The sequence below is a fragment of the Kitasatospora sp. NPDC006697 genome (genome assembly GCF_042869935.1).
Taxonomy (GTDB): Bacteria; Actinomycetota; Actinomycetes; order Streptomycetales; family Streptomycetaceae; genus Kitasatospora.
The window spans coordinates 108,594-126,856 of the sequence record NZ_JBIAGU010000013.1 but is presented as its reverse complement, the minus strand read 5'-3'; the positions used below and the strand labels follow the sequence as shown (position 1 = coordinate 126,856).

Annotated in this window: 20 protein-coding genes; 4 read left to right on the top strand and 16 right to left on the bottom strand. The window is 71.1% G+C overall.

Annotation, left to right across the window (positions count from 1 at the left end; genetic code table 11):
* Positions 1 to 263: 263 nt before the first annotated feature.
* From ACFYNO_RS20020 to ACFYNO_RS19985, 8 genes are all read right to left on the bottom strand, one after another.
* Positions 264 to 1,031, bottom strand: coding sequence for an NRDE family protein (locus ACFYNO_RS20020; protein WP_388013675.1), 768 nt, complete (start codon positions 1,029 to 1,031; stop codon positions 264 to 266).
* A gap of 54 nt (positions 1,032 to 1,085) precedes the next feature.
* On the bottom strand, positions 1,086 to 1,325 hold the full coding sequence (locus tag ACFYNO_RS20015; RefSeq protein ID WP_388013672.1) for a hypothetical protein: 240 nt from the start codon (positions 1,323 to 1,325) through the stop codon (positions 1,086 to 1,088).
* A 103-nt stretch (positions 1,326 to 1,428) separates the two neighbouring features.
* Positions 1,429 to 2,031: an AAA family ATPase gene (locus tag ACFYNO_RS20010; protein ID WP_388013669.1), complete on the bottom strand. Its 603-nt coding sequence runs from the start codon at positions 2,029 to 2,031 to the stop codon at positions 1,429 to 1,431.
* Positions 2,025 to 2,639 (bottom strand): exonuclease domain-containing protein, encoded by a 615-nt coding sequence (locus tag ACFYNO_RS20005; RefSeq protein ID WP_388013666.1) that lies wholly within the window; start codon positions 2,637 to 2,639, stop codon positions 2,025 to 2,027. Before ACFYNO_RS20005 ends, ACFYNO_RS20010 begins: the two co-directional genes overlap by 7 nt.
* A gap of 10 nt (positions 2,640 to 2,649) precedes the next feature.
* Positions 2,650 to 3,825, bottom strand: coding sequence for a radical SAM protein (locus tag ACFYNO_RS20000; protein ID WP_388013663.1), 1,176 nt, complete (start codon positions 3,823 to 3,825; stop codon positions 2,650 to 2,652).
* Positions 3,822 to 4,346 (bottom strand): nucleoside-diphosphate kinase, encoded by a 525-nt coding sequence (locus tag ACFYNO_RS19995; protein WP_388013660.1) that lies wholly within the window; start codon positions 4,344 to 4,346, stop codon positions 3,822 to 3,824. The genes ACFYNO_RS20000 and ACFYNO_RS19995 overlap by 4 nt, the downstream gene beginning before the upstream one ends.
* Positions 4,346 to 5,368 (bottom strand): thymidylate synthase, encoded by a 1,023-nt coding sequence (locus ACFYNO_RS19990; RefSeq protein WP_388013658.1) that lies wholly within the window; start codon positions 5,366 to 5,368, stop codon positions 4,346 to 4,348. Before ACFYNO_RS19990 ends, ACFYNO_RS19995 begins: the two co-directional genes overlap by 1 nt.
* On the bottom strand, positions 5,362 to 5,859 hold the full coding sequence (locus ACFYNO_RS19985; RefSeq protein WP_388013655.1) for an ATP-binding protein: 498 nt from the start codon (positions 5,857 to 5,859) through the stop codon (positions 5,362 to 5,364). The genes ACFYNO_RS19990 and ACFYNO_RS19985 overlap by 7 nt, the downstream gene beginning before the upstream one ends.
* Positions 5,860 to 6,060: 201 nt before the next feature.
* Between ACFYNO_RS19985 and ACFYNO_RS19980 the strand changes: the two genes are divergently transcribed.
* Together ACFYNO_RS19980 and ACFYNO_RS19975 are read left to right on the top strand one after the other, a co-directional pair.
* Positions 6,061 to 6,930 carry a helix-turn-helix domain-containing protein gene (locus tag ACFYNO_RS19980; protein WP_388013652.1) on the top strand — a complete coding sequence of 290 codons (870 nt, stop codon included), beginning with the start codon at positions 6,061 to 6,063 and terminating at the stop codon, positions 6,928 to 6,930.
* Complete coding sequence (locus ACFYNO_RS19975) at positions 6,927 to 7,148, top strand: DUF397 domain-containing protein (RefSeq protein ID WP_388013649.1); 222 nt, start codon at positions 6,927 to 6,929, stop codon at positions 7,146 to 7,148. The genes ACFYNO_RS19980 and ACFYNO_RS19975 overlap by 4 nt, the downstream gene beginning before the upstream one ends.
* Before the next feature lie 66 nt (positions 7,149 to 7,214).
* Here ACFYNO_RS19975 and ACFYNO_RS19970 read toward each other — a convergent pair whose 3' ends face one another.
* The 8 genes from ACFYNO_RS19970 to ACFYNO_RS19935 form a co-directional block, all read right to left on the bottom strand.
* Positions 7,215 to 8,066, bottom strand: a complete 852-nt coding sequence (locus tag ACFYNO_RS19970; RefSeq protein WP_388013646.1) for an ABC transporter permease — start codon at positions 8,064 to 8,066, stop codon at positions 7,215 to 7,217.
* Positions 8,063 to 9,043, bottom strand: a complete 981-nt coding sequence (locus ACFYNO_RS19965; RefSeq protein ID WP_388013643.1) for an ATP-binding cassette domain-containing protein — start codon at positions 9,041 to 9,043, stop codon at positions 8,063 to 8,065. Before ACFYNO_RS19965 ends, ACFYNO_RS19970 begins: the two co-directional genes overlap by 4 nt.
* Positions 9,044 to 9,090: 47 nt before the next feature.
* Positions 9,091 to 10,302 (bottom strand): threonine ammonia-lyase, encoded by a 1,212-nt coding sequence (ilvA, locus tag ACFYNO_RS19960; protein ID WP_388013640.1) that lies wholly within the window; start codon positions 10,300 to 10,302, stop codon positions 9,091 to 9,093.
* Positions 10,303 to 10,354: 52 nt separating this feature from the next.
* On the bottom strand, positions 10,355 to 11,509 hold the full coding sequence (locus tag ACFYNO_RS19955; protein ID WP_388013637.1) for a cystathionine gamma-synthase: 1,155 nt from the start codon (positions 11,507 to 11,509) through the stop codon (positions 10,355 to 10,357).
* A gap of 30 nt (positions 11,510 to 11,539) precedes the next feature.
* Complete coding sequence (locus ACFYNO_RS19950; protein ID WP_388013634.1) at positions 11,540 to 12,076, bottom strand: DUF1203 domain-containing protein; 537 nt, start codon at positions 12,074 to 12,076, stop codon at positions 11,540 to 11,542.
* Between the two features lie 56 nt (positions 12,077 to 12,132).
* Complete coding sequence (locus tag ACFYNO_RS19945) at positions 12,133 to 13,359, bottom strand: Ig-like domain-containing protein (protein ID WP_388013631.1); 1,227 nt, start codon at positions 13,357 to 13,359, stop codon at positions 12,133 to 12,135.
* A gap of 175 nt (positions 13,360 to 13,534) precedes the next feature.
* Complete coding sequence (locus ACFYNO_RS19940; protein ID WP_388013628.1) at positions 13,535 to 13,864, bottom strand: hypothetical protein; 330 nt, start codon at positions 13,862 to 13,864, stop codon at positions 13,535 to 13,537.
* A 453-nt stretch (positions 13,865 to 14,317) separates the two neighbouring features.
* Entirely contained in the window at positions 14,318 to 15,748 is a 1,431-nt protein-coding gene (locus ACFYNO_RS19935) for a cystathionine beta-synthase (protein WP_388013625.1), read from the bottom strand.
* A gap of 135 nt (positions 15,749 to 15,883) precedes the next feature.
* Between ACFYNO_RS19935 and ACFYNO_RS19930 the strand changes: the two genes are divergently transcribed.
* The gene (locus ACFYNO_RS19930; protein WP_388013622.1) at positions 15,884 to 16,939 is read left to right on the top strand and encodes an SGNH/GDSL hydrolase family protein; all 1,056 of its coding nucleotides are present in this window, start codon (positions 15,884 to 15,886) and stop codon (positions 16,937 to 16,939) included.
* Between the two features lie 61 nt (positions 16,940 to 17,000).
* The gene (locus ACFYNO_RS19925; protein ID WP_388013619.1) at positions 17,001 to 18,224 is read left to right on the top strand and encodes an acetyl-CoA C-acetyltransferase; all 1,224 of its coding nucleotides are present in this window, start codon (positions 17,001 to 17,003) and stop codon (positions 18,222 to 18,224) included.
* Positions 18,225 to 18,263 lie beyond the last annotated feature (39 nt).

Genomic DNA, 18,263 nt, shown 5'->3' with positions numbered 1-18,263 from the left:
GTTCGGACCTGTGACCGGCGCCGCTTCGGTTGGGCCCGCAGCGACGACACGATCGACACCCCATACGCGTGCTGCATCGGCCAAGCCTTGTCCACCGGACCGACCTGGCTGCCGAACAGGTTCCGGGGCCAACAAGAGGAACACGTCGCCCAAAGTCGGGCGCCGCAGCCCGATGTCGTCGACCCCGATCTCACGTGTGCCCAGCTCACGGATCACGTCCGCCAGGGCCTCGTTCCACAACGCCGCTCTGGACGTCGCACCCATCAACAGATGTTGACGAGTGCGGCCCCACTCGAAGTGGCGAAGTCGTACCGCACCCGCCCGGCGGCCAGCGCGACCAAGGAGATCGACACCGAGCCCCAGACGCGGCCGCTCGGGGACTCCAGACGGCGTATCAAGGCTGCCGGATCGTCGAACGGCAGGCCGTCCCCGTGCGCGATCGGCAGCCACTGGCCCCAGGCGTCGTCCGGCTGCTCATCTCCCGGCTCGGGGCGGGCAACCGCTTGCAGACGTGCCCGGAAGTGCGCCGCCCGCGCGGCCATCGTCGCGCGGATGTGCGATGGGCAGGGCTGAGCGCCCGGGCGGCCCGCCACACCGTCGTTGAGTACGACGCTCAGGCCGGCGGGCAGCTCGTGGTCGTCCAGGCTGCTGCCGTTCCAGCTGGCCACCTGTACCCCGGAGGATCGAGCGAGGACGAGGTGGAACGGGTCATAGCGCTCCAGCGGGAGGCTGCCGAGCGGCTGGCCGCTGGCGGCGACGAGCGGGAGCCCGCCTCTGGAGAGCCGATGTCCCTTGGGAGCGGTGTGGCCGAAGCCATTGAGCAGGCAGGCCGTCACCGGCTCGGCCCCGCCAGACGCGACGGCGAGCCAGGTGCCACCCGCGACCAGATCCAGCCCGCCAGTGACCTCGGGCTGGTCCGGCCAGTAGCGGCCGGGAGGCAACCACTGGCGGTCGGTGTACTCGTCGCGGACCGCGAGGACGAGCACCGGCACCGCCGATCCCGGTTCCAAGCTGACGAACGCCGTGCACACAGCAGTCCCCCTACCTCTCGTCCGCCTACCAGATGGGCTCGGGTCAGACCGCCCTCAGGTCACAGGAGCGAAGAGCGCGCGCAGGTGGTTCGGGTCAGCCGTGCCAGGGATCGGCGCAACCAATGAACCGAGCCCCAGCAGCCACCGCAGGGCCGCTGCCGGATCGGGCAGCTGACCGGCGTTCAGCGGCCGGTACGGCACGTACGAGATGTCGTTGACCAGGCAGTACGCCAAGGCCGGGTCATCCGGCTCGGCAGCGTTCAGGCAGTTCTGCACGGCGGCGACCGTCGTCACACCAGCGGCCTCCTGGATCTGCTCGGGGGTGCCTTGGACAGGCCGATCCGCTCGGTGCCCAGGCCCAGGCGGGGGACCTTCTTGCCCGCGATGGTGATCTCGTTCACGCGGCAGCCACCCGAGCGGCGGTGATCGTCTCGACCGCAGCTTCGACGACGGCGGCGTGCCCATCACTCGGCACCGGGACGTGCGGCACAGCGTAGGCACCGAGAGCCCGGTGCAACTGCGCGTCCACCGCCTCGCGGAACGCGGAGTCCGTCCAATCGGGGTCCTTGCCCGAATGCTCAGCCAGCGGCAGCGCGGGATCGAGGAGGGTGGCGAGGAACAGCGACGAGCGGCGGCAAGCCAGTTGCGCCAGTCCTGTCAGGCTGCAAAGCGCTTCGGGCGCGGGCTGCTCGCTCCGGTACTGGGCCGCGGCCAGGTAGTACGCGAGGGCGTCGTAGGGAGTGCGGTCCACGATCACCACGTCGGCGGTGAGTTCGGCTTCCAGTGCGGCGTTGGAGGTGGCGTTGATGATCCAGGCGGTGGACTCGGCCGTGTGCCGCGTCATCTTCGGGAAGCCGAGTTCGGCGGCCCGCCTGGCGAAGCCGCCGGTGCGGGCCACGGTGATGCCGTCGGCGCGCAACTCCATCTCGATGCGCCTGGCGAGAGTGGTCTTGCCGGTCGAGTGCGTTCCGGCGATGTAGACGCGAAGTGGTGTCACCACAGTCCTGGTTCCTCGGAGTCGGGGGCGGCTGGCAGTGGAGCGCCGGGCATCCCGGGCGGGACGGCGGCGGCGATCAGCGCGTCCCATGTGTCGTAATGCTCGGCGAGGTCGAGCAGCAGCAGAGCGGTCGCGTGGGCGTCAAAGGCGGCCCGGTGGCGCTGGCCCACGACGGACGCCAGGTCGATGGAGGTCAGCTTGATCAGCGCGTCGAGGCTGTACCCGCCGGCCTCCGGGTAGGTCCGCCGGGCGAGTCGCAGGGTGTCCAGCACCCCGGCCGGCCGCCAGTCGGGCATGTGCCTCAGCAGTACGCCGTAGTCCACGTGGGCGTTGTGCGCGGCGATCCACGCCCCTTCCAGGTCGGCGTGCACCTGGGCTCCTACCTGCTCCCAGGTCGGCGCCGTGGCCACTGCCTGGTTGGTGATGTGGTGCACCCGTGTGGCGAACGGCGTGATGGGGGTCGGTGGGCGGAGCAGCGTGGAGCGGGCAGACGACGGCACCGGGCGCCCGTTCACCACGGGGATCGCGGCGACCTCCACCAGCTCCGGGGGCTGTCCTCCGTTGCCTTCGACATCTACGACGAAGACTCGGGGCCAGGTGCCGTAGTCCATCACGGTCTCCCTACTTGGGGTCGGTCCAGCCGATCTCGGCTCGGCCGTGCCGACGGGGGCGGTGCGGCTTCTCACGGTCGTGGACCTGGTAGCCGAAGCCGTGCTGCAAGAAGTAGCGCGGCGGCTCGTTCAAGCCCGAGACGATGATGGCGCGTTCATTCACGTCAACGTCCCCGGTCGCCCCGAGAGCACGGGCGGCTTCGATGGCCTCCGCCGTGTTCGGGGCCTTCCAGGCACCGCGGCACCGGCCCAGCTGCGCCAACGGGCAGATGTCGCACAGTTCCCGGATGCCGAAGTGTCCGTTGTAGTCGGGCGCCCCGTGGGCGTAGGCGACCCCGCAGCTGGTCTTGCGGAACAGCGGCCCGTACGGCTCGCCTTGGTCATCGGGTCGGCGGAAGGCGGCGAGGATGCGCTGCTCGGACCGCTCCGGCATGATCTTGCGGCGGGCGGTGTCCTCGTACGGCATCGGCAGCCCGTGGTCGGCGTAGTACGCCGCGATCTCCTTGCGGAAGAACAACCCGGTGAACACCGTCGCGTCGGCGTGCCTCGACAGCTCCAAGGCCCGTTGGATGTGCTCGTCGGAGTCGTTGAGGCCCGGCACGATCGGCCGCCAGTAGAGCACCGTGCGGTAGCGCTCGGCGCTCTGGTGAAGGGTCCGGAGACTGGCGGCGGCGATGGCCGAGTCGACGGGCTCGATCCCCGGGTGCTCGATGCCGGAGTGGGTGACCAGCACCGTCAGCCGAATGTTGCGGAAGCTGTTCAGCACCGCGCAGTCCTCGGGATCGACGCGCCAGCGCGTGATCACCAGGACGTGGTTGGTCAGGCCCTGCTCGTCCAACAGCCGCAGTGTCTCGAAGGTGTGCGGCTTGACGACCGGTAGCATCGGGTCCGTGGCCCGGTTGAAGATCTGGACCGGCGTGCGGTGGGCTCGGAAGAACGGGTGCCCGATCAGCAGCGCCACAGCAGCTTCTTCACTCATCAGGGCACGGGGCGTCTTGAGGTCGAAGTTGCTGAACAGGTGCCGCACGCAGTACCCGCAGTCCAGCGGACAGCCGATGACGTGGTTGAGCGACAACCCGGACTTGCGGTACTCGATGACCTCGGTGAGTTCCGGCTTCAGCCCCGCGATCTGCTCGGGGGACAGCAGGGGCAACTGGCGTCGGCCCCTCGGGGTAGCGGTCGTCATCGGTGATCCTCCTTGATCTCCAGTAACTGGTGCTGGTCATCGCCGAACCACGTCCCGAAGTCGCGCCGCACCGCGCGCCGGTCGTCAGAGGTGTGGATCAGGTTCTCCACCAGGCGGCGCTGTGCCCGAGCGGCGGCGAGGCTGTCGATGCCCAGGTCAGCACGGATGGTGCCCGGCTCGGCCTGGCTGGGGTCGAAGTGCCCGAGCAGGTCGCGCAACCTCTCGGGGGTCCCCGGCTCTCCGTGGGCGAGCGCCACCTCGACCCGCTGTCCCACGTACGTGGCCCGCAGGCAGCCGGGAACGTCCACCTCGAAGCGGTCCCGCATGACCAGCAGGTCCCAGTAGTGGACGTGGATCTGCCAGTCCGCCACGACGACCTGCCGCCGGTGGAGGACCCGCGCGATCGGCTCAAGTCGGGCCAGCACCTGGTCACCCAGGCCGCGGCGAAGGCAGTCCGGCTTGAGGAGCACCACGCTCCAACGGGACCAGTCCACTCCCTGCAAAGGGTTCTGCTGCTGCATCACGCAACCTCCCGTGGCGCAACCCGGGTCGGCCAGCGGCGCTCGAACTGCCAGCGGGCACCCGGCTCCAGCGCTTCGAGCAGGCGCTGATCGACCTGGTCAGCAGGGCGGTTGACCAGCTGCCGGTGCGCCTCGAAGAGCAACAGGACCCGCTGCCAGTACAGCGGCAGGTCCAAGGCGGCGACGTCCCCGGGCGTGTACTGGACCCGGTTGGTGCGCAACAGCTCCTCGTGCTCCAAGACAGTCCGGATGTGCTTCCAGCTGGTGCCGGCGGGCATCGCCGGGGCAGCGAAGCGGAGCGTCGTGTCGGGACCCGCCGCCGTCTCGTCCAGCACCTTGCCCGCGCGGTCCAGGTCCCGGAGGCCGACGTGCATCGACCCCACGTGGTGGGTGTAGGAGCCCAGCCGCAGTCCTAGCAGTGCAGCGGCGAACTCCTGGATCAGGGTGAAGGAATAGACGTCGCAGACCAGACCGCGGTTGGCGTCGTTCGCCCGCATGTAGGCGACCATGTGCAGGCGCCCATCACGGGCCAGCAGTTGGAGGCCGACCAGGCACGGAAGGTCGGGGTGGCCGATCTCGTCCAGGTCCCGGGCCTCGAAGACGGGCAGGTAGGCCCGCTTGCTGTCCTTCTCGGCCTTCAGCAGCTCCAGCGCTTGGTCGAAGGCGGAGGGAGCGCCGTCGGGCCTGGGGGCGAAGATCCGCGCGCCGTAGGACGAGCCGTCTATGGTGACACCATCACGCGAATCGGCGCGGCGTCGGCTCGCGTAGTGCCCGATCAGGTCGAGGTTCCGCAGGCCGCCGAGGTACCAGAGCGCTTCCGCGTGGTGGTACACCGGATTGACCGGCCTGCTCATCAGGTACAGGGCCCGCTGGCGGGGGTCGGTGAGCCGGAAACTCGCTCCGATCACCTCGTGGCTGTCGTTGTCCCGAGCCGAGTTGGCGAACTCGTAGTCCTCGGTGACATGCCTCAGGACGGCCGCATAGGCGTGCTGGAACGAGGGGAACACAGCAGGTGCTACCACCTTGACTCCACTTCTCGGTGCGGTAAGGGAGGGAACGGGACCGCGTGCGGCAGGCAGCAGCGCACCTGCTTGCCCGTAGGCGTCCTGACCACGCTCCAACCAGGGGCGAGGGCGTCCAACAGGAACAACCCCCGGCCCGATTCGGCCTCCGGGTCGTCGGGGGCCGTGCCCGGGCGGCACGGGCGGTGGTGCGGGTCGGGGTCGTGGCAGGTGATCTCGATCCCGCACGGAGTCAGCTCCGCTTCCACCACCAGGGGCGCGAAGTCCCCACAGGCACGAACCGCGTTGGCGACCAGCTCGGTGAGCACCAGTAGGGCGTCCTCCACCGTGCACTCGCCCACGCCCGCGTCTTCGAGCATCCGTCGCGCCAGCGCTCGCAGGCGGCGCAGATTCCGCTGATCGGCGCTCACGTGCGCGCTGAACCCCGACCGTCTCGCCTGGAGATAGAACCCCGACTCGATCATCGCCGGGTCCGATGCCACTGCGAGCATGGCCGCCCTCCTGACTGCGGACTCTCGCGTCCGCGCAGCGTGGATCAGGTGACGAAGAGTCAGTGAGTTCTGACCCTTAGTCAGTTTCTTCTCCTCGAGGATGGACCCACCTTGCGGTTGGGCGCAAGATTTCGACCCAACCGAGTGCGGCGAAAGTCGGAATCGAAAACAGCGCCCCATCGGGGATGTCACACTGCGGTCATGTCGAACTCGCCTCTGTCACCCACCGTCCGGCGCCGCCAGCTCGGCAAGGCTTTGCGCCGCCTGCGCAACAAGGCCAAGCTGACCCTCGACGAGGCCGCCGCGACGATGGGCTGGAAGGCCCCGAAGATGTCCAAGATCGAGAACGCCACGCAGTCGATCCGCCCGACCGAGGTCAACGAACTCCTCCAGGCCTACGGCGTCACCGACCAGGACACCTTCACCGCACTGGAGAGCCTGGCTCGCGACGCCGGCAAGCGCGGTTGGTGGCAGACCTATAACGGCGTGCTCGCCCCGGCATACGCGGATTACATCTCGCTCGAATCCGACGCCGAGAGCATCAGGACCTACGCCCCCGGTCTCGTCCCCGGGTTGCTACAGAGCGCGTCGTACGCGCGCGAGACCATCGCCGTCACCGCCGCGACCCGCACTCCCGACGAAGTCGCCGCTCTCGCCGAGGTCCGGATGTCCCGCCAGGCGGTCCTGACTCGGCCCAACAGGTCGTTGAAGCTCTGGGCGGTCATCAACGAGTCCGTCCTGCATCAGCGGTTCGCCGTGCGGCCGGCAACCATGCGCGAGCAGTTGCGACGGCTGCTCGACACCGCGGAACTGCCCAACGTGACGATCCAGATCATGCCTCTGAATGCCACCCTCCACCCCGGTACGGCCGGTGCGTTCAGCCTGCTCGCGTACCCCGGCCCGATCCCCGATGTCGTGCTGCTGGAGAACCTGATCGGGGTGTCCTACATTGAGGACGCCGACGGCATCAAGATCTTTGCCGACGCCTTCGAGCGGATCGTTGCCACCGCACTGTCGACTGACGACTCGCTCGCACTGATCGCACGAATGGAAGAGGAAGCGCGCACGTGAACGCACCGAAGGCCGACCTCTACGCCTATGACCTGTCCGACGCTGTGTGGCGCAAGTCGTCTGCGAGTGCGGGGGAAGGCGAATGCTTCGAGGTCACCGAGCTGCCCGGCGGCGGCCGTGCAGTCCGCGACTCGAAGAACCCCCACCTCCCGGCCCTGCGGTTCAACGCGGCGGAATGGGCAGCAGCCCAACAGGGCTTCCTCAACGGCGAACTCTGAGCCAAGTCATGAAATCGGTTGTGGGCCCTGGCGCTAAGCGCCAGGGCCCACAGCCGTCTCTCATCCTCAACTGGCCAAGCGGTACTTGCGGACCGAGAGCCAGGAGAACAACGCCAGGATCAGCAGCGACGACACGATCGACACCCCGTACGCGTGCTGCATCGGCCAGGCCTTGTCCACCGGGCCGACCTGGTTGCCGAACAGGTTCCGGCAGGCCTGCACCGTCGCGCTGAACGGGTTCCAGTAGGCGACCGGCTGCAGCCAGCCCGGCATACTGCTGATCGGAACGAAGGCGTTCGAAATAAAGGTCAGTGGGAAGAGCCAGATCAGGCCGGCCGAGGTCGCCGCCTCCGGACTCCGCACCGACAACCCGATCAGCGCGCCGATCCACGAGAACGCGTACCCGAGCAACAGCAGCAGCGCGAAGCCGCCCAGCATCCTCGGGACGCCGTTGTGGATCCGCCAGCCCACCGCCAGGGCGACCAGGGCCAGCACCAGCAGGGTGAACGCCGTCTGGACCAAGTCCGCCAGCGTCCGGCCCACCAGCACCGCCGAGCGGGTCATCGGCAGCGAGCGGAAGCGGTCCACCAGCCCCTTCGTCATGTCCTCCGCAATACCGGCCGACGCACCCGCCACCGCGAAGGTCACCGTCTGGGCGAAGATCCCCGCCATCAGGAACTGGGTGTAGATCTTCGAGCTGGCCCCGGCCATCGGGATCTGGATCGCGCCGCCCATCACGAACGAGAAGAGCAGCACGAACATCACCGGCTGGAGCAGGCCGAAGACCACGATCTCGGGGATCCGCAGCATCCGGCGCAGGTTGCGCCAGGCCACCACCCGGGAGTCGTGGGCCATCGCGGCCAGGCCGCGGCGCTGGTGCGGTACGGCGCCGCCGATCGCGTGCTCGGTGGCAGTCATCGCACGGCCTCCTTCTCGGCTTCGTCCCCAAGGCCGTTCGCCGTCGCATGCCCCGTGAGCGACAGGAACACGTCGTCCAGGGTCGGGCGGCGCAGCCCGATGTCGTCGATCTCGATGTCCCGCGCGTCCAGCTCACGGATCACGTCCGCCAGCACCTTCGCGCCGCCCGTGACCGGGATGGTGATCTTGCGGGTGTTCCGCTCCACGCTCGTCTCGCCGACCGAGTAGCCGGAGAGGGCCTCGACCGCCGTGCCGATCAGCTCGCGGTCGTGCACCACGACCTCGACCCGCTCGCCGCCGATCTGCGCCTTCAGCTGGTCGGCGGTGCCGCGGGCGATCACCTTGCCGTGGTCCACCACCGCGATGTCGTGGGCCAGCCGGTCGGCCTCCTCCAGGTACTGGGTGGTGAGCAGCAGCGTGGTGCCCTGGCCGACCAGGGTCTCGATCACCTCCCAGAGCGCCAGCCGGTTGCGCGGGTCCAACCCCGTCGTCGGCTCGTCCAGGAACATCACCGGCGGCCGGACCACCAGCGCCGCCGCCAGGTCGAGCCGGCGGCGCATGCCGCCCGAGTAGGTCTTGGCGGTCCGGTCGGCCGCCTCGCTCAGGTTGAACCACTCCAGCAGCTCGGCCGCCCGGGCCTTCGCGTCCCGACTGCTCATCTGGTACAGCTCGCCGACCATCCGCAGGTTCTCACGGCCCGTCAGGTACTCGTCCACGGCCGCGTACTGGCCGGACAGGCCGATCAGGCTGCGCACCTTGTTGGGGTGCCTGAGCACGTCCACCCCAGCCACCACCGCGCTGCCCGAGTCGGGGCGCAGCAGGGTGGTCAGCACCCGCACGGTGGTCGTCTTCCCGGCGCCGTTCGGGCCGAGCAGCCCGAGCACCGTCCCCTCCGGGACGTCGAGGCTGACCCCGTCCAGGGCTCGCACCTCGCCGAAGGTCTTCACCAGATTCTCGGCCTGAATGGCGGGCGGCATGTCTGCCTCATCTCCTCGGATCGGACCGGCGGACCCTTCGAACGAACCTAACGCGACACCACGTACCCCGCATCACCCAACTCACCGACCACAGCCACGCAGTGCTCCGGGCCCTTGGTCTCCAGGTGCAGGTCGACCTCGACCTCGGACAGGCCGAGGGTCGGGTCGGTGCGCACGTGCGCCACATCGAGCACGTTAGCGTCCACCGCCGACAACACCCCGAGCAGCGTGGCCAGCGCGCCGGGGCGGTCGGTCAGCCGGACCCGCAGCGAGAGGTAGCGGCCGGCCGCCGCCAGGCCGTGCCGGAGCACACGCTGCATCAGCTGCGGGTCGATGTTCCCGCCCGAGAGCACCGTCACCACCGGGCCGCGGAAGGCGTCCGGCTGCTCCAGCAGGGCGGCGATCGGGCTGACCCCGGCCGGCTCGACCACCAGCTTGAACCGCTCCAGGGCCAGCAGCAGCGCCCGGGAGAGCGAGTCCTCGCTGACCGTGCGCACCCAGTCGGCCAGCGTGTTCACCAGCTCGAACGGGATGTCGCCGGGACGGCCGACCATGATGCCGTCGGCCATGGTGTGGAAGGAGGGCAGGGTGACCGGGCGGCCGACGGCCAGCGAGGGCGGGTAGGCGGCGGCCCCGGCGGCCTGCACGCCGACCACCCGGACGTCCGGGCGCAGCGGCTTGATCGCGGCCGCGATGCCGGCCAGCAGCCCGCCGCCGCCCACCCCGACCAGCACGGTGCCCACCTCGGGACACTGCTCCAGGATCTCCAGGCCCACCGTGCCCTGGCCGGTCACCACGTCGGGGTGGTCGAAGGGGTGGATGAAGACCGCGCCGGAGCTCTCCGCGTACCGCTGGGCGGCCTCCAGCGCCTCGTCCACGGTGGCGCCGTGCAGCCGCACCTCGGCGCCGTACTCCCGGGTCGCCGCCACCTTGGGCAGCGGGGCGCCGCGCGGCATGAAGACGGTGGCGCGCACCCCGAGCATGGTGGCGGCCAGCGCCACGCCCTGCGCGTGGTTGCCGGCGCTGGCGGCCACCACGCCGCCGGCCCGCTGCACCGGGGAGAGGCCGGCGATCCGCACGTAGGCGCCGCGCAGCTTGAAGGAGCCGGTGCGCTGCAGGTTCTCGCACTTCAGGTGGACCGGTGCGCCGACCAGCGCGGCGAGGTGCCGGCTGCTCTCCATCGGGGTGACCCGGGCGACCCCGGCGAGCATCTTCTGCGCACCGCGGATGTCGTCCACGGTGATCGGCCAGCTGTGCATGGGCACAGCCTAGGCCCGCCGGACGGCGGACCCAGGCCGGCTTGACGTGCGATCAGCCCAGCGCCCGGGCCAGGTCGGCGACCAGGTCGTCGGCGGACTCGATGCCGACCGAGAGCCGGACCAGGTCGGCCGGCACCTCCAGCAGCGAGCCGGCCACCGAGGCGTGGGTCATCCGGCCGGGGTGCTCGATCAGCGACTCGACGCCGCCCAGCGACTCGCCCAGGGTGAAGAGCCTGGCCCGGTTGCAGACCTCGACGGCCGCCTGCTCGCCGCCCTCGACCTGGAACGAGACCATGCCGCCGAAGGCCTTCATCTGCTTGGCGGCCACCTCGTGGTTGGGGTGCCCGGCCAGGCCCGGGTAGTGGATCTTGGAGACCCGGGGGTGGCGGGCCAGCAGCGCCACGATCTGCTCGGCGTTGGCGCTGTGCCGGTCCATCCGCACACCCAGCGTCTTGATCCCGCGCAGCACCAGCCAGGAGTCGAACGGGCCGGCCACCGCGCCCATCGCGTTCTGGTGGTAGGCCAGCTCCTCGCCGAGCGCGCTGTCCGCGGCGACCAGGGCGCCGCCGACCACGTCGGAGTGGCCGCCCATGTACTTGGTGGTGGAGTGCACCACCACGTCGGCGCCGAGTGCCAGCGGCTGCTGCAGGTAGGGGCTGGCGAAGGTGTTGTCCACCACCAGCAGCGCGTCGGCCGCGTGCGCGACCTGGGCGACGGCGGCGATGTCGGTGATGCCGAGCAGCGGGTTGGACGGGGTCTCCACCCAGACCGCCCGGGTGTTCGGCTTGAGCGCGGCGCGGACCTGCTCGGGGTGCTGGGTGTCGGCCACGTCGAAGCTGATGCCCCAGCGGGTCAGCACCTTGTTGAACAGCCGGAAGGTGCCGCCGTAGGCGTCGTTGGGGATCACGATGTGGTCGCCCGGCTTGAGGATCGTGCGCAGCAGAGTGTCCTCGGCGGCCAGGCCGGAGGCGAAGGCCAGTCCGCGCTGCCCGCCCTCCAGCGCGGCCAGGCACTCCTCCAGCGCGGTCCGGGTCGGGTTGCCCGACCGGCTGTACTCGTAGCCGCCGCGCAGGCCGCCGACGCCGTCCTGCTTGTAGGTGGAGACCTGGTAGATCGGAGGGACGACCGCCCCGGTCGAGGGGTCCGCTTCCTGACCCGCGTGGATGGCGATGGTCTCGAAGCCCTGAGGGTGCTGGTGATCGGTCATGTCCCGAGCGTAGTGGAACCCGCCGGTCCCTTATCGGCCAACACGGACGGCTCGGACCGGGCGGCGGACCTCGTGGAAGAAGCAGCCGAACTCGACCGCGCGGACGTGCACCAGGGCCACCTCGGGGTCGCTGAACAGCGCGCAGAGCACCTCGCGGTGCAGCTCGGCGTCGGGCTGCACCGGCACGCCGCGCAGGATCCGCCCGTCCCGGTCGTAGGCGCGCAGCACCCGGTCGCCGCGGTGCATCGCGACGGGGTAGCCGGGCTCGGCGCCGGGGCAGTCCTCGGCGCGGGCGTGCACGAAGACCGGGCCCAGCTCCTCGTACGGGCCGGGGTCGGCGCCGGTCTCGGCGGCCCAGCGGCGCAGCGGGGCGTAGGAGAGCAGCAGCAGGTCGGCGCCCGGCTCGGCACGGCGCAGGCAGCAGCGCAGCGGGGCGCCGCCCTCGGCGTGGTGCTGCGCCTCGGGGGCCCGGCCCGCGTCGTCGGCGAGGCGCAGCTCGGCGAGCACGGCGGGGTCGATCGGGCGGGCGTCGAAGTCCGTGACGGTCTCGGTGGTCGTGGTGGTCATACGTCCAGCCTGCCGGGGGGCGCAGCGGCGGGCTGGCGGGAATCGGACCATGCGGTCTAGAGCGCGCCGCCGGCCTTCCAGTCGGCCCAGTCGATGTTCCAGTCGGCCAGCCCGTTGGCCGGATCGACGGTGCGGTCGCCGGAGTTGACCACCTCGACGACGTCGCCGGTGATCGAGGAGGCGAAGAACCTCGCGGCGTCGGTGGTCGGGTCGCCGGCGCCCTGGACGTCGCGCAGGGCCACGCAGCCGTGGCTGGTGTTGGCCTTGCCGAAGGCCGAGGAGGGCGACCAGTAGTTGCCGTGGATGAAGGTGCCGGAGGTGGTCAGCCGCTGGGCGTGCGGCACGTCGGGGATGTCGTACTCGGAGCCCAGGTCGACGGTGGCGGAGTTCATCCGGGTCTCGGTGAACCGCTCGGAGATCACCATGGTGCCGCCCCAGGTGCGGTGGTCGGGCGCGCCGCCGATCACCGGGTAGACGGCGCTGACCCTGCCGTCGGTGGTGACGGTGAGGGTGCCGGCGGCCAGGTCGGCGACCGAGGTCTGGGCCCGGCCGACGGTGAAGGAGACGTCCTTGGACTGGGTCCCGAAGACCCCGGGGGCGCCCTGCACGTCCTTGAGCCGCAGCTTGAGGGTGACCTTGGTGCCGGCGGCCCAGTACTGCTCGGGGCGGAAGTCCAGCCGGGTGCTGGAGTACCAGTGGCCGGCCACCTCGACGCCCGGGTCGGCGACCACGCTGATCGCCTGCTGCACGGCCCTGCGGTCGGTGACCGGCTTGCTGAAGGTGATCGAGACCGGCATCCCGACGCCGACGGTGGAGCCGTCCTCGGGGGTGAACCAGCCCGTGAAGGTGGCGGCCGGACTGGCGGTGGTGAAGCCGGTGTCGGCGTCGGCGACCAGCTTGTCCTTGTCGGCGGCCCTGGCGGCGACGGCGTAGCGGGTGCCGCTGCTGAGCGGGTCGGTGCTGGTCCAGCTGGTGCCGTCGGGGGCGAGCCGGCCGGCCACCGTGCGGCCGGACTGGTCGGTGACGGTGACGGTGCCCAGGGTGCCGGCGGCGACCGTGACGGTGACCGGGTCGGTGAACGGGGCGCCGGTGGTGCCGTCGGCGGGCGAGACGGTGATCACGGCGGCCGAGGTGCGCGGGGTGGGGCTCGCCGCGGGGCCGTTCGCGGTGCCCCGCTTCGCGCCGTCGTCGCAGGCCGCGAGGAGCAGGACGGGGGCCCCGAGCAGTCCGGCCAGCATCCCCCGCCGGGTCCAGGCGCCCTCGGATATCTGCTGTGCAGTCATGTCCGTCTCCCTGCTGCCGACTCCGAACCGGTCATATCGGATGAGTTGACGCATGTACTGATATGAGTGGTTCTCCGAAGAGGATCAGATCGTACGAGACAGGCGGAGACTGCGCCAAAAATGGACATACCGCCCGCACGGCGAACCGTGGGGCGGTACGGGAGGGCGGGACCGCCTACTCGGTCTCGAACTCGTAGGAGTCGTCCTCCGGGTCGAAGGCGGTCTGGGCGGACTCCCAGGTGGCCTGGGTGAGCTCGACGCCGGGCACGTCGCCGAGCAGGGCCACCGGGTCGATGAAGTGCGCGAGCGAACCCGACGGGTCCACCTCGATCGCCTCCACGGACTGGGCCCGCTCCTCGTCGTCCAGGTACTCGTCGGCCTCGACCTGGGCCAGGGCGGCGGCCTTGAGCGCGCCCTCGTCGGTGATCTCGGCGATCAGCTCGATGCTGAGCCGGACGTAGCGCGGGGCGTCCGGGTCGTTCAGGGGGGTTTCGGTGCTGGTCATGGGGGCGAGCCTAGGCGAGCGGGGCACCCCCGGGCGAACAGCGGCCAGGGCCGGCCCCGGGAACCCCGGGACCGGCCCTGCCGATGCCCCGCCCTGCTCCCCCACCCGGGAGCCGCGGAGCCGCGCCGAGCCGGCGCGATGTGTCGTGGGAGCCGCCGCACCCTGAACCGGACGAACCGGCCAGGGGCGGGACGACGACGACCCCCACGAGGGGCCCCTCCGATCAGCGGTGACCGGGAGGGAGACACTGGGGACCGGGTCAGGGCCGGTCCACGTGTCCCGGCGGCCGCAGCGCCGGGGAGCCGCTCCCGTTGCCACTGCCGTCGTTTCGGCGTCTTGCCGTGACCACTACGATGCCCCAGCGTTGTTAACCGGTTGCTGCGCACGCGTGTCGTGCAGGTACCGATCGGTGGGGAAGCGAACGACTGCCTGAAACATAGTCAGGCCGGAGGCTCAGTGCCCGGCGCGGCCGGCCATGTAGGCGAGCAGATCCTGGCGGGTGACGATGCCCTGCGGCTTGCCGTCCACCAGCACCACCGCGGCGTCCTCCTGCTCCAGCACGGTCATCAGCCCGGTCACCGACTCGCCCGAGCCGACCACCGGCAGCGGCTTGGACATGTGCTTCTCCAGCGGGTCGGCGAGCTGGGCACCGCCGCTGAAGAGCGCGGCCAGCAGGTCGCGCTCGGCCACCGAGCCGATCACCTCGCCGGCCATGATGTCCGGGTGGCCGGCGCCGGGCGAGACCACCGGCATCTGCGAGACGCCGAAGTCGCGCAGCACCTGCACCGCCTCGCCGACCGTCTCGTTCGGGTGCATGTGGACGAACTGCGGGATGCCCTCGTGCTCCAGGTGGTCCTTGCGGGCCAGCACCTCGCCGATGGTGGCCTCGTCCTCGGCGGTGGGCAGGAAGCCGTAGTCGGCCATCCAGTCGTCGTTGAAGATCTTCGACAGGTAGCCGCGGCCGCCGTCCGGCAGCAGCACCACGACCACGTCCTCCGGGCCGAGCCGGCGGGCCACCTCGAGCGCCGCCACCACGGCCATCCCGCAGGAGCCGCCGACCAGCAGGCCCTCCTCCTTGGCGAGCCGGCGGGTCATCCGGAACGAGTCCTTGTCCGAGACGGCCACGATCTCGTCGGCCACCTCGCGGTCGTAGGCGGTCGGCCAGAAGTCCTCGCCGACGCCCTCGACCAGGTAGGGGCGCCCGGTGCCGCCGGAGTAGACCGAGCCCTCCGGGTCGGCGCCGACCACCTGCACCTTGCCGCCCGAGGCGTCCTTCAGGTACCGGCCGGTGCCGGAGATGGTGCCGCCGGTGCCGACGCCCGCGACGAAGTGGGTGATCCGGCCCTCGGTCTGCTCCCAGAGCTCCGGACCGGTGGAGTGGTAGTGCGAGGCCGGGTTCTCCGCGTTGGAGTACTGGTCCGGCTTCCAGGCGTTCGGGATCTCCCGGACCAGCCGGTCGGAGACGTTGTAGTAGGAGTCCGGGTGCTCGGGGGCGACGGCGGTCGGGCAGACCACCACCTCGGCGCCGTAGGCCCGGAGCGTGTTGATCTTGTCAGTGGAGACCTTGTCGGGGCAGACGAAGACGCACTTGTAGCCCTTCTGCTGGGCCACGATGGCCAGGCCCACGCCGGTGTTGCCGCTGGTCGGCTCGACGATGGTGCCGCCCGGACGGAGTGCGCCGGAGGCCTCGGCCGCCTCGATCATCCGCACCGCGATCCGGTCCTTGACCGAGCCGCCCGGGTTGAAGTACTCGACCTTGGCCAGCACGGTCGCCGAGATGCCCTCGGTGACCTTGGTGAGCTTCACCAACGGAGTGTTGCCGACCAGGTCGATGATCGAATTGTGGTACCGCACGGGGGTCCTCCCGGTCTGTGGCCATGTCATTTCCTTCGGTGTGCCCAGCCTATGGCTCCAGATGGCCCACGCTCACCGGTAGCGCGCAGGTGTCCGGGGGTATGCAGGCAGCGTGGAGACCGGACGCTCGGCGCGCCGGACCGACGACGCGCAGGGGGTCGGCACATGGCAGGGTCGCAGCACTCGCGGGCCAGGGTGGCCCGCCGGATCGCCGCCGCCGCGGCCTACGGCGGCGGCGGCCTCGGGCTGATCGGGGTCGGCCTGGCCGGCGTGCTGATCACCGAGAGCCGGCTGGCGATCCGCGAGATCGGGGTGCTGGAGGGCGACCCGCCCAAGGCCGACGGGCTCTACGGCGACGGCTTCGTCGACCCGGCCCAGGCCGGCGAGGAGCCGCTGGTGCTGGCCTTCCTCGGCGACTCCACGGCGGTCGGGCTCGGGGTCCGGCGGGGCCGGGAGACCCCGGGCTCGCTGCTCGCCGCGGGGCTGGCCTCGGTGGCCGAGCGCCGGGTCCGGCTGGTCAACGTGGCCGTCTCCGGCGCCCGCTCCGACGACCTGGCCCGCCAGGTCGGGCAGGCCACGGCGGCCGCCCCCGACCTCGCGGTGATCATGATCGGGGCCAATGACGTGCGCCGCCGGACCCCTCCCGCACAGGCGGTGCGGCTGCTCGGCGAGGCGGTGCGGGACCTGCGGGCCTTCGGCTGCGAGGTGGTCGTCGGCACCTGCCCGGACCTGGGCACCATCAAGCCGGTCCGGCCGCCGCTGCGCTGGCTGGCCCGGCGGGTGAGCCGGCAGCTGGCCGCCGCGCAGACCATCGCGGTGGTGGAGGCCGGCGGGCGGACGGTCTCGCTGGGCTCGCTGCTCGGCCCGGAGTTCGCGGCCCGCCCGGAGATGTTCGCCTCCGACCGCTTCCACCCCTCCGCCCAGGGCTACGCCACCGCCGCGATGGCCGTGCTGCCCTCGGTCTGCGCGGCACTGGGCCTGTGGCCGCAGGAGACCGCGCCGCCCGCGCCGGGGGCCCGGGAGACGGTGCTGCCGATGGCGGTGGCGGCGGCCACCGCGGCCGGGCGGTCCGGCACCGAGGTGGCCTCGGCCACCGAGGGGGCGGGCGGACGGCGCTGGGCGCTGGTCAAGCAGCGGCTGCGGTTCGGGCTGCCGGCCGGCGGCGAGGGGCCGACGTCGGACAGCTCACACCCCGAGCCGGATGACGCGCGGGCTACTTGAGAGTAACTTTTCGCCCCGTAGCCGTCGCACCCAGTTCTTCCCCAGGCACAGAGGAGCCGTCATGCCCGAAGCCGTCATCGTCAGCGCCGCCCGTTCGCCGATCGGCCGGGCCTTCAAGGGCTCGCTCAAGGACCTGCGCCCGGACGACCTGACCGCGCAGGTGATCGCGGCCGCACTGGCCAAGGTGCCCGAGCTGGACCCGCGGCAGATCGACGACCTGATGCTCGGCTGCGGCCTGCCCGGCGGCGAGCAGGGCCACAACCTGGCCCGGATCGTCGCGGTGCAGATGGGCATGGACTACCTGCCCGGCGCGACCATCACCCGGTACTGCTCCTCCTCGCTGCAGACCACCCGGATGGCACTGCACGCGATCAAGGCGGGCGAGGGCGACGTCTTCATCTCGGCCGGCGTGGAGACCGTCTCCCGTTCGGTGAACGGCACCTCCGACCTCCCGGGCACCCAGAACCCGGTCTTCGGCGAGGCGATGGCCCGCACCGCCCGGCGCGCCGAGGAGGGCACCGGCGAGGCCGGCTGGCACGACCCGCGCGAGGACGGCCTGCTGCCGGACGCCTACATCGCGATGGGCCAGACCGCGGAGAACCTGGCCGCGCTCAAGGGCATCACCCGGGCCGACCAGGACGAGTTCGGCGTGCGCTCGCAGAACCTGGCCGAGGCCGCGATCAAGGCCGGCTTCTGGGCCCGCGAGATCACCCCGGTCACGCTGCCGGACGGCACCGTGGTCTCCACCGACGACGGCCCGCGCGCCGGGGTCACCCTGGAGGGCGTGCAGGGCCTCAAGCCGGTCTTCCGCCCGGACGGCACCGTGACGGCCGGCAACTGCTGCCCGCTGAACGACGGTGCGGCCGCGCTGGTCATCATGTCCGACACCAAGGCCCGGGAGCTTGGCCTGACCCCGCTGGCCCGGGTGGTCTCCACCGGCGTCTCGGCACTCTCCCCGGAGATCATGGGCTACGGCCCGGTGGAGGCCTCCAAGCAGGCGCTGAAGCGGGCCGGGCTGTCGATCGGGGACATCGACCTGGTGGAGATCAACGAGGCCTTCGCGGCCCAGGTGATCCCCTCCTACCGCGACCTGGGCATCGACCTGGACCGGCTGAACGTCAACGGCGGCGCGATCGCGGTCGGCCACCCCTTCGGCATGACCGGCGCCCGGATCACCACCACCCTGATCAACTCGCTGCAGTGGCACGACAAGCAGTTCGGCCTGGAGACCATGTGCGTGGGCGGCGGACAGGGCATGGCGATGGTGATCGAGCGACTGAGCTGAGACGCAGCGGAGGAACAGCTCACCAAGCGGCCCGAACCA